The following is a 15,625-nucleotide window of genomic DNA, read 5'->3' on the forward strand; positions in this document are numbered from 1 at the left end:
TTGCTGGGAGACGCAAAGTCGCGCCAATGCCTGCGCTCCCGCTGGGAACGTCACGACGTAACGATCTGCGGTATTGCTGGTTAAAGCACGATGTTCAGATAAGTCCCGCGCCGGGCATTATGGTCAATCTGATCGGTGGCGATCAGGTTGCGCAGGCGGGCAAGCTGGGATGCGATGAAACTGTCCGATGACGGCTGATCTGAATTGGCACCAACCCGACCCCGCGAAACCATACCGCCCTGCGGACGCGCGCGTGCATCCTGAAGGCCTGTATGGGAGGAGCCTGTGCCAATTCTGTTGGTGGTCATCTGATCGTCCACGATTGATGTTGGGATTACCCTAGCACGTGGTCAGACGTTTGTCATGATCGCGTGACGGGCCGCATCAAAGCGCAATCCGTGGTCCAGACAGAAAGAAGGGTGGCCATAAAAGACCACCCCGGAGGAAGCTAACGAGAGGGAAAAATCACGTTAGGATATTAACCTTGGTGCCACGATTGCCGCTGGTTTCAAGCGGCTGGTGTTCGGTGACGATCGAGCCGATCACCTTGGCAAGACCGGTCGCCTTATTGATCGCGCCTTCTGCGGCTGCGAAAGGCAAAGACGGGTCTGCACCACCTTTGGGCGTAATTGCATCATTCACGGCCTGTGCCGCTGAACCAAGTCCTGAACCTTGAACTGAGCCGATCATCCTGACCTCTTTATCTGTCCGGGTGGGCGATGCCCATCAATCTTTACCGGGTTCTTCAAATCTGTCTGAAGTTCACGGTATGGGCTTGTTAGGTTGATATAAGTGATGGTTGTCACACTATCCAGTGCTGTCGCAATCCAAACCCTGCCAATTGCTTGGTTTGCAAGCATTTTAACTAATATAGGCGGGTAAGATTTTTTTAACCATTCGGCGAAAATTCCGCAATTTCGCGATGTTCAGGGTTGGGGACTCGACCTGTTGAGCAGCGATGTCAGTTCGACTGCGCCCGTTCGGATGCGAGTTTGAGCGCATCATGCACCGCTTTTTGCAGCTTGCCGGGGCGGAACGGCTTTTTGACAAACACGTAATTGCCCAAAAGATTATCCAGTTCCTTGCGCGATCGTGCCGGGTAACCGGACATGAACACCACGCCATAGCGCGGGTTCTGGCGCAATGCTTCGATGATCAGTTGCGGACCACTGCGACCGGGCAAGACGACGTCGGTCACAATCACATCAAATGCCGCATCATCCGTGCTCGTTTGCAAGATCACCAACGCTTCTTCGGTGCTTTTCGCAATCTCGGTGCGATAACCGGCATCTTCCAGGATGATTTGGGCGGTGGTGCGCAGGGCCTGTTCATCATCGACAATCAGAACACGCTCGCCATTGCCGGGGAACACGCCAATTTCGTCAACTTCGTCCTCTGGCTCCGCGCCGGGTTCCGAACGCGGCAGATAGATCGAGAACGTCGTGCCTTCGCCCTCGACACTTTCAAGATTGATAAAGCCGTGGGCCTCTTCGACCCAGCTATGAACAATCGAAAGCCCAAGGCCGGTGCCCTTGCCCGGCTCCTTGGTCGAGAAGAAGGGCTCGAAAATATGGTCGATCACATCTTCGGGAATCCCGGTGCCGGTATCCTGTACGGTGATGACAACAAACTGGCCTTCTGCCTCTGGCGGATAGATATCCTCGTCTTCATCGGTGTCGCGCTGTGCCAGCGGCGGAATATCGGCACTGCTGCATGAAATCTGCAGCGTGCCGCCATCGGGCATCGCATCGCGTGCATTGATCGCAAGGTTGAGGATACAGGCCGACAATTGCGTCGGATCAACCCGGGTATGAAGGTCGGCCTCATCCGCCCAGATTTGCAAATCAATCCGGTGCTCAAGCAAGGTCACCAGCAGTTTTTCCATCTCCGCAAAGATGCTTTCAACCCGGACATTTTTCGGCTGATCGATCCTGCGGCGCGAAAACATCAAAAGCTGATCGGCAACACCGGTCGCCCGTTCGCCAAGCGAGATGACGTGATCAAGATATTCTTTGACCCGTTCAGGATCATCAATCTTGGCGCGCGCCACCTCGGCGAAACTCAGGATACCGGCAAGGCAATTGTTGAATTCATGGGCAACACCACCGGCCATCTGGCCAACCGCCTCAAGCTTTTGCGATGTGGCAAGCTGGCGTTGCAGTGCCTGTTGTTCCTCGGCAGCGCGCTTTTGGTCGGTAATGTTGCTGCCTGTCCCGCGATAGCCATTGAAACTGCCATCCAGCGCAAAGACAGGCACGCCATTGATCCGCCCGAACTGCTTTTCGCCATCCCGCGATGTCCAGGAAAATTCGACGTTATAGAACGCGGTATGTTCATCAAGATGGCGTTGCAGATATTGCCACCCCTCCGGGTGTTCCGGATGAAGGCCGAGTTTGTCAAATGACTGCCCCTGTGGGGAGCCATTGATTTCCTCGATCAGCTGATAAAACTTGTATGACGCAAAGGCGATTTTGAAATCGCTGTCCATCTCCCAGTACCAGTCGGCGGAAGACAGGGTAAAGTCGCGGAAACGTTCCTCGCTGTCGCGCAAGGCATTCTGGGCGGCGTGGTGTTGCTGGGTGCGGCGTTCCAGACTTTCGGCCATGGCGTTCAGGCCGCGTTCGAGAATGCCGATTTCGTCACGTCCCATCGGCGTCAGCCGCGAACTCAGCTTGCCGACCTGGATCTTGTTAACAAACTGTGCCGCCGTGATCAGGCGCTTAAGCACCGTGTGCTGGGTAAACAGGAAAATCAGTGCAGAGGTCAGCAACACACAAAGGATGGAACCGATGATAAGCACCGATTGCATTTGGCGCTGGCTTTCTTCAAGGCCCTTGGTGGACACCTTGAGATAGACATACATGAACGGCTGATTGGCGTTCAGGGCAAAGATCGGCGTGATGCTGACCATGCTGGACCCGGTATCGTCATCAACCGTGAACAGGGTCGGCTCTGTCATGTCGGCGCGAAGCTGTTCGGTCGGGAAGTCGGGTAACGAGCTGATTGATGCACCGATCATCAACGGGTCGGTTGAATGATAGATGGTACCGTCAAAACCGACAGCGAACGCTTGCTGCAAATGCCGTCCGAGAAGAAGTTCCATCTGCTCGGCGTCGCTCAGAATAGAGACCTTGAGTTGTTCCTGCTGAATAAGCCTTCCGGGTGTGCTGATCTGTTCCGCGATCCTGCGGTCAATTTCGGCCCCGAAATAGTTCACATAATAACCGCCAAACAGACCAAAAAGGATGGTTTCCACGACAATGATCGCAAATGCGATCTTGAAAACCAGACTGCCGATCAGTCGGTCAAACAGCGTCCTCAAGTTAATTCTGCCCCCATTCAGAATGATGCGTGTTTGTCGTGGATTTTACTCGGGCTGAATAAAATACTGACTTGGATTGGTCGGTGCAGGTGTCGCATAACTCCAGGCGGCAGGCATGACCTTGGGAACATTGTGGAAGTCCCGTGCTACCACGCCTTTTCTGTTTGGCGGTAATGCAATTCCCATAAGGTAAAACTGATTTGCACTGATGTCGAGAATATCGCGCATCAGTTGATTTTGTTTTTCCGCATTTGCTGTCGCTTTCAGCTGGTCATAAAGCGCAAGCTGATCCTGAACATCCTGGGGCGGGGTAATGGCATCGGGGCTTTCCGGGTTCAGGTACCAGTTGGCCCATCCGGTTGCAAACCATGACGATTCAGAAGACATCGGCAGGTAATTGATCGGAATGAGCATCGCATCAAGGCCGCCATCGCCGCCCCATGCACTGGCATTGTGTTCATTGCGATCGCGCAACGCGACAAACTCGTCACGCGCAAGGTTCCGGGCCCTCACATCAATGCCAAGTTCACGCCAGTACCCCATGACCGCATCGAGCATCTGAAAGCGGTCGGCACCTTCGGTATCAATCGTGAATGAAAGCGGCTTGCCATCCGGACGTAACAGGATGCCGTCATCATTGAAGGTGTTCAGTCCCGCTTTCGCAATATATGTCCGCGCCAGTTCGACATTATATGCCATGAACTGTCGCGCCAGTACCGTGTGATATTGCGGGCTTTCCGGTCTTGGTGCCGCCTGATGGGGCAAGGCACCGGGGACAAAGCGATCAATGATGGTTTCGCGATCAATCGCATATGACAGGGCAACGCGAAAATCCTTGTTCTGGAAGATGTCGCGCAGCACCGGGTCCTTGTCATTAAGATTAAGTGACAAGGTCAGGATATTCATATCGCTCTCTATCAGCGTGAAGGCCTGAAGATCCTTGTTTTGGGCCAGAACTTCGTTGGCGCGCGTGCCGATATGGCGTTCCTGCATATTGACCTTGCCGGCAATTGCCGCATCACCAGCCGCGCTTTTTGACGGCACCAGTGTCATGGAAACCGTGTCGATATAGGGAAGTTGACGGCCGGTCGGATCAATTTTCCAGTAATAGGGATTGCGCTTGGCGATCAGTGGATCGTCCTTGCCATATACCCCGGTAAGCACCCAGGCATTCAGGGTCGGCACATCGGGATTGTTCCAGCGCGTCGGGTCATCAATCGTGCCGGGCTGCCCAAATACGTCGATAAAACGCTCTTTCCAGCCTGAATAACCCATCTTCTGGGCGTCGGCATCGGCATTGGCATTATATTTCGGCAAAAGCGGCTTCAGAAAATGCGCCGGATAGCTTACCGGCTCAACGCCTTCGGGGCGGGCAAGGGCGGTCGGGAAAAGTCCATATGGCTTGCTGAAACGAAACGCAACGGTATAGGGATCGATCTCGTCGACTTGCACGGTATTGCCACCCGATGTCAGCCATTCCGGCACCGCATCGGCAAAGGCCGGATTGTTCAGGATATCTTCGTACCAGAAAACGATGTCATCAGCCGTAAACGGGGTACCATCCGACCAACGCATGCCTTGCCGCAGACGGAAAAAGAACTCGGTTGCATCGCTGCTGGGCTGGAATGACAGCGCGACATTGGGGATGGTCGAAGACCATTGCGGGGTCCAGCGCAGCAGTGGCTCATATCCGATTGTCCTGATCAGCAGGGCATGGTCGCGGCTATTCCGCTGCGCCATTTTCCAGGTGCTGCCATAGGTTCCGACCCGTTCATTGGGGGTGACGATCATCGGTGCGGTCGGCAGGCGATCCTTGACCGGCGGCAGATTTCCGTCCTCAACCAGTTTGGCAAGTTCGGGTGCTTCACCAAATTCAACGGCATGCGTTTTGGCAACGCCAGTCAGCATTGTCGTCAATGCAACAATCAGGATAAGAGTATGGTGCCTCACAAAAACCTGGCCCCCCTTTTGGATTTGTGTGCTCTGGTCTAAAGTATTGCGACAACTACCCTAAAGTGGTGGTATGTTGATCCTCCCAAACTAGATAGAGTGATCGAGTTGTGGAAGTACAAAATTTGCAATTGCGCGTTTTTTTGTATCGATTCATTGCGCGGTGAAATTGCTATATGTGAAATACGTTTCGACTTTCGAACGCATTTTCATCGGTGATCAAATGATCAAACCGTCCGCTTGATTGGGAAAAATTCAGCGTCGCGCCCATCTTTTTTCTTCTTATTTTAATTCGACCCTAGCATCCGAAACGCCCGGAAATCAAAGTTTCTTTTAAACTAATATAACGATCTGAAGTGGCTGAGAGGGCCTTGCAGGATGTGATTGGATTTGCACACTGTCGGGTCAGCCCAATATGATGACTGTGTCACAATGCGAACCGAAAGTTGTGCCAATGACGCAATCAGATAACAGCGATAAAACAGGGGATGGACCGTCATTTTTGCCCGGTCCAAAGCCTGCGGCACCGATCCCCCGCTACGAATCGGGTTCGGATTCGCGTTTGCGTGAAAGATTGCGCGCAACAACGGCGGGCGTATCGCATGTTTCCGGATCCGACGATCAGGATCGGTTCAATCTGGCCGGTATTGACGGCATGATTGATCGCAAAAAGGCCAATGTCGCCGCCAGGATCGTCGATACTGACCCAGAACAGGCATTGCGCGTGATCCGCAACTGGCTGCTGGGCAACTAGTTTCCAGCACACATCCACCTGGCCCAACATCCCATGCCATCCCTCGGCTGTTTGAGGCCGTTTGTCGATAATGCTTTGGATCTGCACGGGTATTTGTCATGGTTTTACATGATAAATATCTTTTGAAACATCGGGGGCAGGGGTTTGACGGATTTTAGTAAACTGATCACGGCGCAGTTCTGCGTTTTTGATCCCGACTATGTCGCGCAGCAAAAAACATATGCCGCAAAGCTGGCCCCGCTGCAGGATAAACTGATCGCCGCCCAGCAAACAGGCAACAGCATGGCGGCCTCCGATCAACAGATGATCGAATGCAAATGGCTGCTGCAATATACTGCTGACTGGAAAACGCTGGATCAAAAGCTCGCTGGCTTCGCCAGTTCGTTGAACGATCCTGATCAGGCCTGGGCCGAAAAACAGGTCGCAAGCGACGGCTCGTGGGGGCCGTGTTACGATCAATGGTTCCTCAAAGTCGATGCGATGATTGATGCGGTCAATACGCTGGCCGATGAAGGCAAGGCACCTGAATACCCGCTCAGTTTTCTGGAACCGATTTCAACACCCGACAAGATGACGGCCTGGCTTGATGGTCAAAAGACATCGCGGATTTTTGCCGATGGTCTGGACCGTCGTGATGCCCTTGGCGCGGTTACGGCAGCACTGTCACAGATGTGCTTTAAAAGCGAAATCCGCGATTATTTCAAAGCCAACGTAAAGGGTTTTGATCTGACCGATGACTATATCAGTGCCTATAAATCATGGCTCGATAACTGGCAGGATGGTCAAAGTGGCTATTGGGGCGGTTGGTTTGACACCACCGATCAGGGCGTTCTCAAAAGCAGCGACCTCAGCCTGACGTTCCACAATATCTCCTACCAACATGGCAAGGTCGATCTGTGGACGCAAATTTTCAATACCACCCTTGCGATCCGCGACGATGCCTATCCGTTTGGCTGGAAGCACAATGGTGATTTCAACAATCACAACAATTACGACGTCGCCAAGATTTTCGATCTTGGCTGGGCCAAGGTCGATGCCACCACCCAAGATGCAGCATCCAAAGACATCGCCTTGGTGCTTGATTGGTGCCTGACGAAATCGATGACGCCCGATGGCGGTTTTATCGATGACCCGACCTTCTATAATTCGGTCGGGGCCGCCTATTACTATGGCGTCTCGTTCCTCGATCAGGCGGGATATTTTGGTACTACGGCACCCTTCTGGACCGACAAGCCGTTCCCGAATGGGCCCGCCCTTTGCTGTAAAATCCAGAAAAAGATCAAGTCCGAAGGTCTCGATGATGACGAAGCCAAGGCAGCGCTTGAAAAACTCGTCGATGCCTGCGGCAATTGCACGTAATCGGCAAAATCTTTGAATAATTTGATCTATGCATTGGCGAAAGAGGGATCACTGCACCCATATTAATAACTAAGAACAACAACGTATAATGAGGTTTCGGATGACGGATCGAACAGACATTGATCTTGCGAAGTTGCGCACCCGGCTGGAGGAAAGACGCGCCGAGATTCTGGCACATTCAACCCACTCGGAAGACTACCGCAAGCCGGTCGAACTGGATCAGCAGGCGGTCGGTCGTCTGTCGCGGATGGATGCCCTGCAAAATCAGGAAATGCATCTTGAACAGGAACGCCGCCGCGTGGTCGAGCTGGAGCAAATTGAAAAAACCCTCAAGCGCATGGATGACGACCAATACGGTCATTGCCATAATTGCGGTGAACCGATTGCCGCCAAGCGCCTCGAATTCGATCCGACCACACCGCTTTGCGTCGATTGCGCTGATCATGTGAGCCATGTCTGATCGTTGCGCGTAAAGGGAATATCGCAAACGCTGCGTGCGGGTGTTTCTGTGCGCAGCGTTTTCTTTAAAGGCAGGAGAAACGGTTTGCCGGCTTTCGGGCAACGCAATGATCAGATCGGAAAAGGCCGCACCTTGTGCGCGCTTTTGATCGTTCTGGCTGCGCTGGCGTTTCTTCCCAATCTGGCCCGTGCCCAAGGCACCTGCGCGCCAATCAGCGCGCCCGAAGCCTTCCTTGAGTTCAATCACATGGATCCGATGCTTGATCGGCACCGCTCGGTGCGCTGGCTGAACAGCCGTGCCGGGGGCAGCCCGCGTTTTCTCGTGACGGGCCTCACTGAATATGAAGTTCAGGCATCGTTCGATATGCGTTTTGAGCCGCGTCAAGTTGGCTTTGGCCGCTATTGCCTTGATCCGGTGCGGGTCAATCCCAAGGTCGATGTCGTCAAACACCTGGTCTATATCGCGTCCGAGCTTGAACACGGCACCTGCGAATATGATGTGGTTTATGCCCACGAAGGCGAACATGTGAAGATCAACCAGGGCATGGAGGCCGACATTCGTGCCGCCCTCGATGATCTGGTCAATGATGTCGTCAGACAGGTTGGTGCCATGTTCCCGATGCCCGCGGACAATGCACAACGCGCCATGCGGCGGCTGATTTCGGAATATGGCCGGGATTTCAAAAGACGGCTGAACGATATTCGCAGGCGGAGTGCGGAAAAACACAAACGGATCGATACGCCGCAGGAATATGAAAAGCTGTCACTGGCCTGTGGCCCAAACTCGGCCTTTCAGACCGTCTTGCAAGATGCGGCCAGATAGGATTATCGGGGATCAGTCGGCGTAATTGCCGTCATCCGCGGCGTCCATTCCTGCAACTTCGCGTAAGCCCACAAGATCAAGCTTGAAGACATTGCGTGACTTGAATTCCAGCAGGTCATGACGTCTGAAATCGGCGATGATCCGGCTGGCCGTTTCGGTGGTAATGCCAAGCATCGCACCAATATCTTCGCGCCCCGGAACGGTACAGGTTTCGGTTACATCATCATGTAAAAACAGGCAAAGCCGGGCGACCCGTTCACGCGCCGTGCCGGTCGACATCTGGGTCAGCCAGTTATCGGATTCCATTACCGCCTGATGCCAGCGATTAAGCACCTGCTTGTGCAAACGCGGGCTTTCATTATCAAGCTTTTCAATTACCGCAATCGGAATACGGCACAGCTTGCTGTCCTGAAGGGCTTCGGCGTGGTGGGTGAAACATTCGCTGACCAATGCTTCAAGCCCGATGGTACCGCCGGGTTTGACAAGGCGCACCACCCGCTGATTGCCATCCGGAAGGTAATGGACAAGTTTGATCAAGCCACTGCGCAGCGTGAAAATCGATTGCGCCTGATCACCGGCGTTATAAAGCGTATTGCGTTTGGGCAGGGTGATGTCTTCAACCGGCATATGGACAAGTTTGAAATCCTCGTCCGTCAGGTTGTTGAACAGGGCAAATTTCCGCACACCACATTCGCGGCATCGCGCCAGTTCGGGTCGGAAGGTGTAGCTTGTTGTATGGTTCACGCGTTCCACCCATGACGACGGGCTGATCCGGATCGTTGGTCCATCCCGGTTGCGCAGGTATCAAAAATATAATGCGTCCAGCTTTCTGGCTAATGTATCGTACCAGAATGTGAAATCAATGCATAGTTACACTGCTTTGGTTGCAACTGTGATCCAGATTGTGATTTCAACTTGCAGAGTCAAGGGTCACCAGACCCTTTTCAATCGCATAGCGGACAAGGCCTGCGGAACTGTCGATATCAAGCTTGCGTTTGATGTTACGGCGGTGCGTTTCCACCGTGCGCACACTGATATCAAGTTCACGGGCAACGTGCTTGTTGCTTGCGCCTTTGGCCAACAGGCGCAAAACCGTACGTTCGCGCGACGTCAACGGCACGCCGTCATTGTTGCTTTCTTCGCCGTCAGACATGCGATCAAGGCTGGAACTATATGCTTCCCCGCCATTGGCGATGGTTTCAATCGCACGCACCATGTCATTGGATGAAACATCTTTCAGGATAAAGCCCTTTGCGCCCGCCTGCTGGGCGGTGCGCAAATATTCCGGGTTTTCATGCATCGACAGGATGACCACCTTGGTATCGGGCAGGGTTTCACGGAACTTTTCCGCCGCTTCCAACCCGTTCATCACCGGCATCGAAATATCCATCAGCACAATATCAGGATGCAGGTCACCGGCCATGGTTAATGCCTCGGCCCCGTTGCCGGCCTCGCCGACGATATTGATATGCTCAAAGCATTCCAGTCGCGACCGGATGCCATCCATGACAAGGGCGTGATCGTCGCAAAGCAAAATCCGCAAGGGCCGATGGGTGGAATAAACTTCGTTGGCAATGGTGGCATTGGTCATGGATCAAACGAGTTCCTGTCGCGTGACTGTCGGGTTGTGCGTCATCAGATTAACCGCTGATAGCGTCATGGGGTAGGGCATTCTGGCTGTTGGCGGGAATAAATGCAGTGATTTTTGTCCCGTCGTCGGGTTCGGAGCGCACCGAAAGACCCCCGCCATGGAATTCCATGCGTTCGCGCATATTGCGAAGCCCGATACCCGCCCGCGGATCGCGGTTGCGGATATAGCGGTTGGTTTCAAACCCGACCCCGTTATCGGCAATGCGCATGATAATGCTGCTGCCTTCGCGTTTGATCGAAATCTTCACCACCGTCGCATCGGCATGGCGTTCGATATTGGTAAGCGTCTCCTGCAACACACGATAAAGCGTTGTTTTCTTGTCGATATCAAGCTGGCCGTCGACATTGTCGCATTTGACCTCGATCAGGATGCCGGACCGGTCCTGAAGTTCGGCGCACATGCTTTCGATCGCGGGTTTCAGGCCAAGGTCATCAAGAACTGCCGGGCGCAAATCGCGCGAAATCCGCCGCACTTCGTGAATGGCGTCTTGCAATCGATTGGCGGCCTTTTCCATCGGTTCAATCGCGTTGTCGCGATTTTGGGTGATCCGGGCAATGGCGGTTTCGACTGCATATTTGACCGAAACAAGGATTTGGCTGATCCCGTCATGCAGTTCACGCGATACCCGAAGGCGTTCCTGTTCCTGCACATCAACCACCCGGTGGGTCAGTTCCTTAAGTTTTGAGTCGGCAAGCTTGCGTTCCGAAAGCGTCACAACCGTGCCTGAAATTCCCACCAGCAACACCGCCAGAATGGTCACCCCGATAATCGACATGGTGGTTTCGCGGATATGGGTGGAAACCTCGGCCTCGATCTCGGTGACTTGTTCGGAAATATCGTCGATATAAATGCCCGTACCGATCATCCAGTCCCATTTATCGAGCATCAGGGAATAGCTGATCTTTTCGGTCGGTTCCCCGGTGGATGGCTTGTCCCAGACATGGCGCATGAAATCGCCGCCCTTTTCGGCATTGAATATCAGACCCTGAATGACCGAGTTGCCATTGATGTCGCGCAGGTTCCAATAAGTCCGCCCCAAACGCCAGGGTTCCGGCGGGTCAACCAGGGCAGTGCCGTCACGGTCATAGATAAAGAAATAGCCATCCTCGCCATAAGACAGATCTTCGATGATCGCCTTGACGCGTTCTTTTGACACTGCATCCAGCGGGCTTGCCACCGAATAGATGTGATCGATCGATTTCATCGCCAGTTCAAGATAGCTTTTCAGCTCGTCCTTTCTGGCGTGAAGGATGTTGCGTTCAAAGGTCCTGATCTCGGCCTCGGCCAGACGTTCGGCCTGGGCAAACACCAGCCAGGAGATCGCAGACGCCGCCAGAACCAGTGGCAAGATCGAGAGCAGCAAAAACTTTAGTCGAAGATTGAGCTTCGGCATGCTTTTAACCGTTTCGGGATTTTCAGTTTTTTCGTCGGCGGACAATAGCATATCCGCGCCAAAAGTCGCTGAAAGATCGCGGTTTTCCCATCGCCCTGATTGAGAAAGTTTGGGCGACCTGTTCCGCATGGTGAAAAGAAACTGGTCGGGATTTCCCATAATTGGTATTACCAATTTACGAGATCATGCTTTGACAGGGAGAGGGCAATGCGCATATACCAGAACCGTCGCCTGCCCACCGGGCGCCAAAAGCTCTGGATGCATTGCACAAGATCTCAGCGTGCTGGCATCCCGTATCGCCACAAAAGGTATGGCGTTGCAGGCATCCCGCACCGCAACGCATTCCGGGACCATATCGTGGCGTTTCACTTGGTTTTGGCAGGCGCGCACAGGCACGTTCCTGCCAGGAAATTGTGGTAGGAGCCCGGTGTCCATGACGCGTTCAGCACCAAAGCGTATCCGTAAACTTATGGTCGCCAACCGTGGCGAGATTGCGATTCGTGTTCTGCGAGCCGCCAACGAACTTGGCATTCGCACAGTTGCGATCTTCTCTGACGAGGACCGCTTCGCCCTTCACCGTTTCAAGGCGGATGAAAGCTACACGGTGGGCAAGGGCAACAAGCCCATTCGCGCCTATCTTGATATCGAAGACATCCTGCGTGTCGCGCGCGATGCCGATGTCGATGCCATCCATCCGGGTTACGGCTTCCTGTCGGAAAATCCCGAATTCGCCGATGCCTGTGCCGAGGCCGGCATTCAATTCATCGGCCCGGATTCCGAAGTCATGCGCACCCTTGGCAACAAGGTCTCTGCGCGTAATCTGGCCGAAAGTGCCGGTGTGCCGGTCATGCCGGCTTCAAGCGCGCTGCCCGAAGACATGGCCGAGGTCACCCGCATCGCCGAGAAAATCGGCTATCCCCTGATGCTCAAAGCCAGCTGGGGCGGCGGTGGCCGTGGCATGCGGGTTATCGAAAATGGCAAGGACCTGTCTGGTCAGGTGCTGGCTGCCAGGCGCGAGGCTGAGGCCGCCTTTGGCAATGGCGAGGTTTACTTTGAAAAACTGATCCGCCGCGCCCGCCATGTCGAGGTACAGCTCCTGGGCGATAACCACGGTACTCTTGTGCATCTTTATGAACGCGACTGTTCGGTTCAGCGCCGCAACCAGAAAGTGGTCGAACGCGCTCCCGCACCCTATCTCGATGATGATCAGCGCGCCGAGATTTGTGACGCTGCGATCCGTCTTGGCAAGGCCGCCAATTACGTCAATGCCGGCACGGTCGAGTTCCTGATGGATGTCGACACATCCAAGTTTTACTTCATCGAGGTCAACCCGCGTATTCAGGTCGAACACACCGTCACCGAATGTGTGACTGGCTTTGATTTGGTCAAGGCACAGATCCTGATCGCACAGGGTGGTCGCATCGGTTTCCCGTCCGAAACCGGTATCCCCTGGCAGGATAAAATCAAGCTGCGCGATCATGCGCTTCAATGTCGTATCACCACCGAAAACCCGGAAAACAACTTTGTCCCCGATTACGGGATCATCAAGGTCTATCGCGGGGCCAACGGGTTTGGCATTCGTCTGGATGGCGGCACGGCTTACTCGGGTGCTGTGATCACGCCGTTTTATGACAGTATGCTTGAAAAGGTCACCGCATGGGGCAGTACCCCGCGCGAGGCGGTGGACCGTATGGACCGCGCATTGCGTGAATTCCGAATTCGCGGTGTTGCCACCAACCTGGCCTTCCTTGAAAACCTGATCAATCACCCGAAATTCCGGGCTGGCGAATACACCACGCGGTTTATTGATGAAACGCCCGATCTGTTCAAGTTCGTGCGCCGGCGCGACCGTGCCACCCGCCTGCTGCGCTTCATCGGCGAGGTTGCGGTCAATGGCAATCCAGAGGTCGAAGGCCGCGTGGTGCCGACCAATCTGCATGATCCGGTGATGCCAAAGTCCATCGACCTTGGCGAAATCCGCCCGGGGACCAAGCAAAAGCTTGATCAGTTGGGGCCGGAAGGTTTCTCGCGCTGGATGAAGGATCAGGAACGCGTCCTGATGACCGACACCACCATGCGTGATGCCCATCAGTCGCTTCTGGCCACCCGCATGCGCACCTATGACATGCTCGAAATTGCGCCTTATTACGCGCATGGCTTGCCGGAACTGTTTTCCATTGAATGCTGGGGCGGGGCAACCTTTGATGTTGCCATGCGCTTCCTCAAGGAAGATCCGTGGGATCGTCTGGTCAAGCTGCGCGAACGCGTGCCCAATATTCTTACGCAAATGCTGCTGCGGGCCTCCAACGCGGTTGGCTATACCAACTATCCCGATAATGCGGTCGATTACTTCGTCAAGCAGGCGGCCGAACACGGCATGGATGTCTTCCGCGTGTTTGATAGCCTCAACTGGGTTGAAAACATGAAGGTCGCGATGGAATCGGTGCTTAAAACCGACAAGCTTTGCGAAGCGACCATCTGCTACACCGGCGATATCTATGACAAGGACCGCCCGAAATATAACCTTGATTACTATGTGAATATGGCCCGCGAACTTGAAACTGCCGGTGCCCATATTCTCGGTCTCAAGGACATGGCGGGTGTCCTGCGTCCAGCCGCGGCGACCGAGCTGATCACGGCCCTTAAGGACACCGTCAATATCCCGATCCATTTCCATACCCACGACACAAGCGGTATTTCGGCGGCCACCGTGATTGCCGCGATTGATGCCGGGGTCGATGCGGTCGATGCGGCAATGGATTCGATGTCGGGCCTGACATCTCAGCCCAACCTCGGATCAATCGCCAACAACTATATCGGGCAGCCACGCGACCCGGGCCTTAAGACCGAGGCGCTCAAGGAAATCTCGACCTATTGGGAACAGATCCGTCGCTATTACGCAGGCTTTGAAAGCGACATCCGCAGTGGCACCTCCGACGTCTATGTCCACGAAATGCCGGGCGGCCAGTACACCAACCTGCGCCAACAGGCCCGTGCACTCGGGATCGAGGATCGCTGGCCCGAAGTGTCCAAGGCCTATGCCGCGGTCAACAAGATGTTTGGCGATGTCGTCAAGGTAACGCCAAGCTCCAAGGTTGTTGGCGATATGGCTTTGATGATGGTGACATCCGGTTTGTCCGAGGAAGACGTTCTTGATCCTAAAAAGGACATTACCTTCCCCGACAGCGTCATTTCCTTCTTCCGTGGTGAAATCGGTCAGCCGGTCGGTGGCTTCCCGCCCGCCCTGCAGCGCAAGGTGCTGAAAGGTGCCGAGGCGCTGACAGACCGTCCGGGCAAATCATTGCCGCCGATTGATTTCGAAGCGACCCGCAAGGAAATCGAAAAGAAAACCCATCGCAGCAATATCTCTGACGCCGAGGTTGCATCTTATGTGATGTATCCCAAGGTGTTCCTTGATTACGCCGAACACCGCAGCCACAACGCCGATGTTTCGGTTCTGCCAACCCCGGTCTTCTTCTACGGGATGAACCAGAACGATGAAATTTCGGTCGATCTTGAAAAGGGCAAAACCCTTGTCATCCGCTATCTGACCACGTCCGAGGCCGGTGACGAGGAGGGCAACCGCACCGTGTTCTTTGAACTCAACGGTCAGCCCCGCACCGTCAAGGTCGCCGACAAGACACTGGCGGGCACGGGCAAGACAAAACCAAAGGCCGAAGATGGCAACAAGCTGCACGTTGCAGCACCGATGCCAGGCCTTGTGGTCGAAGTCCACGTGTCCGAAGGCCAGAAGATCAAGTCGGGTGATGTGATGTGCTCGCTCGAAGCCATGAAAATGGAAACCGCGGTTCACGCCGAAAAGGATGGAACCGTGGCCAAAATCCACGCCCCGGCCGGGACACAGGTCGAAGCCAAGGACCTGCTGGTCGAATTAACGGAGTAACCCACCGATG

Annotated in this window: 12 protein-coding genes; 5 read left to right on the plus strand and 7 right to left on the minus strand. The window is 54.3% G+C overall.

Going from position 1 to position 15,625, the window contains the following annotated elements; all coding sequences use genetic code 11:
• Positions 1-80: 80 nt before the first annotated feature.
• From DY252_RS03835 to DY252_RS03850, 4 genes are all read right to left on the minus strand, one after another.
• The gene (locus DY252_RS03835) at positions 81-308 is read right to left on the minus strand and encodes a hypothetical protein (protein WP_064787560.1); all 228 of its coding nucleotides are present in this window, start codon (positions 306-308) and stop codon (positions 81-83) included.
• A gap of 157 nt (positions 309-465) precedes the next feature.
• Positions 466-690 carry a hypothetical protein gene (locus DY252_RS03840; RefSeq protein ID WP_062956730.1) on the minus strand — a complete coding sequence of 75 codons (225 nt, stop codon included), beginning with the start codon at positions 688-690 and terminating at the stop codon, positions 466-468.
• A 271-nt stretch (positions 691-961) separates the two neighbouring features.
• Positions 962-3,322 (minus strand): ATP-binding protein, encoded by a 2,361-nt coding sequence (locus DY252_RS03845; RefSeq protein WP_064787559.1) that lies wholly within the window; start codon positions 3,320-3,322, stop codon positions 962-964.
• A gap of 45 nt (positions 3,323-3,367) precedes the next feature.
• Positions 3,368-5,230 carry an ABC transporter substrate-binding protein gene (locus DY252_RS03850; protein ID WP_064787558.1) on the minus strand — a complete coding sequence of 621 codons (1,863 nt, stop codon included), beginning with the start codon at positions 5,228-5,230 and terminating at the stop codon, positions 3,368-3,370.
• A 604-nt stretch (positions 5,231-5,834) separates the two neighbouring features.
• On the opposite strand from DY252_RS03850, the gene DY252_RS22430 reads away from it, so the two are divergent.
• The 4 genes from DY252_RS22430 (at position 5,835) to DY252_RS03870 (ending at position 8,667) form a co-directional block, all read left to right on the plus strand.
• Positions 5,835-6,026, plus strand: a complete 192-nt coding sequence (locus DY252_RS22430; protein WP_231959624.1) for a hypothetical protein — start codon at positions 5,835-5,837, stop codon at positions 6,024-6,026.
• A 144-nt stretch (positions 6,027-6,170) separates the two neighbouring features.
• On the plus strand, positions 6,171-7,385 hold the full coding sequence (locus DY252_RS03860) for a hypothetical protein (protein WP_064787557.1): 1,215 nt from the start codon (positions 6,171-6,173) through the stop codon (positions 7,383-7,385).
• 100 nt (positions 7,386-7,485) lie between these two features.
• Positions 7,486-7,845: a TraR/DksA family transcriptional regulator gene (locus DY252_RS03865; protein WP_064779891.1), complete on the plus strand. Its 360-nt coding sequence runs from the start codon at positions 7,486-7,488 to the stop codon at positions 7,843-7,845.
• An 84-nt stretch (positions 7,846-7,929) separates the two neighbouring features.
• Positions 7,930-8,667 carry a hypothetical protein gene (locus DY252_RS03870; RefSeq protein WP_064787556.1) on the plus strand — a complete coding sequence of 246 codons (738 nt, stop codon included), beginning with the start codon at positions 7,930-7,932 and terminating at the stop codon, positions 8,665-8,667.
• Positions 8,668-8,679: 12 nt separating this feature from the next.
• On the opposite strand, the gene DY252_RS03875 is transcribed toward DY252_RS03870, so the two are convergent.
• The 3 genes from DY252_RS03875 to DY252_RS03885 form a co-directional block, all read right to left on the minus strand.
• On the minus strand, positions 8,680-9,411 hold the full coding sequence (locus DY252_RS03875) for a Crp/Fnr family transcriptional regulator (protein WP_064788251.1): 732 nt from the start codon (positions 9,409-9,411) through the stop codon (positions 8,680-8,682).
• Positions 9,412-9,577: 166 nt separating this feature from the next.
• The gene (locus DY252_RS03880) at positions 9,578-10,258 is read right to left on the minus strand and encodes a response regulator transcription factor (RefSeq protein ID WP_064787555.1); all 681 of its coding nucleotides are present in this window, start codon (positions 10,256-10,258) and stop codon (positions 9,578-9,580) included.
• A 49-nt stretch (positions 10,259-10,307) separates the two neighbouring features.
• Positions 10,308-11,711 carry a cache domain-containing protein gene (locus DY252_RS03885; RefSeq protein ID WP_064788250.1) on the minus strand — a complete coding sequence of 468 codons (1,404 nt, stop codon included), beginning with the start codon at positions 11,709-11,711 and terminating at the stop codon, positions 10,308-10,310.
• Between the two features lie 433 nt (positions 11,712-12,144).
• Here DY252_RS03885 and DY252_RS03890 point away from each other — a divergent pair, with 433 nt between their 5' ends.
• Positions 12,145-15,615, plus strand: a complete 3,471-nt coding sequence (locus tag DY252_RS03890; RefSeq protein ID WP_064787554.1) for a pyruvate carboxylase — start codon at positions 12,145-12,147, stop codon at positions 15,613-15,615.
• Positions 15,616-15,625 lie beyond the last annotated feature (10 nt).

This window comes from Thalassospira indica, assembly GCF_003403095.1.
In the GTDB taxonomy this organism is placed as follows: Bacteria; Pseudomonadota; Alphaproteobacteria; order Rhodospirillales; family Thalassospiraceae; genus Thalassospira; species Thalassospira indica.

What these genes read in the sequence shown, in the direction of transcription:
- DY252_RS03835 (WP_064787560.1), bottom strand. Translation starts at nt 308, where the DNA reads ATGACCACCAACAGAATTGGCACAGGCTCCTCCCATACAGGCCTTCAG.
- DY252_RS03840 (WP_062956730.1), bottom strand. Translation starts at nt 690, where the DNA reads ATGATCGGCTCAGTTCAAGGTTCAGGACTTGGTTCAGCGGCACAGGCC.
- DY252_RS03850 (WP_064787558.1), bottom strand. Translation starts at nt 5,230, where the DNA reads ATGCTGACTGGCGTTGCCAAAACGCATGCCGTTGAATTTGGTGAAGCA.
- DY252_RS03865 (WP_064779891.1), top strand. Translation starts at nt 7,486, where the DNA reads ATGACGGATCGAACAGACATTGATCTTGCGAAGTTGCGCACCCGGCTG.
- DY252_RS03880 (WP_064787555.1), bottom strand. Translation starts at nt 10,258, where the DNA reads ATGACCAATGCCACCATTGCCAACGAAGTTTATTCCACCCATCGGCCC.
- DY252_RS03885 (WP_064788250.1), bottom strand. Translation starts at nt 11,711, where the DNA reads ATGCCGAAGCTCAATCTTCGACTAAAGTTTTTGCTGCTCTCGATCTTG.
- DY252_RS03890 (WP_064787554.1), top strand. Translation starts at nt 12,145, where the DNA reads ATGACGCGTTCAGCACCAAAGCGTATCCGTAAACTTATGGTCGCCAAC.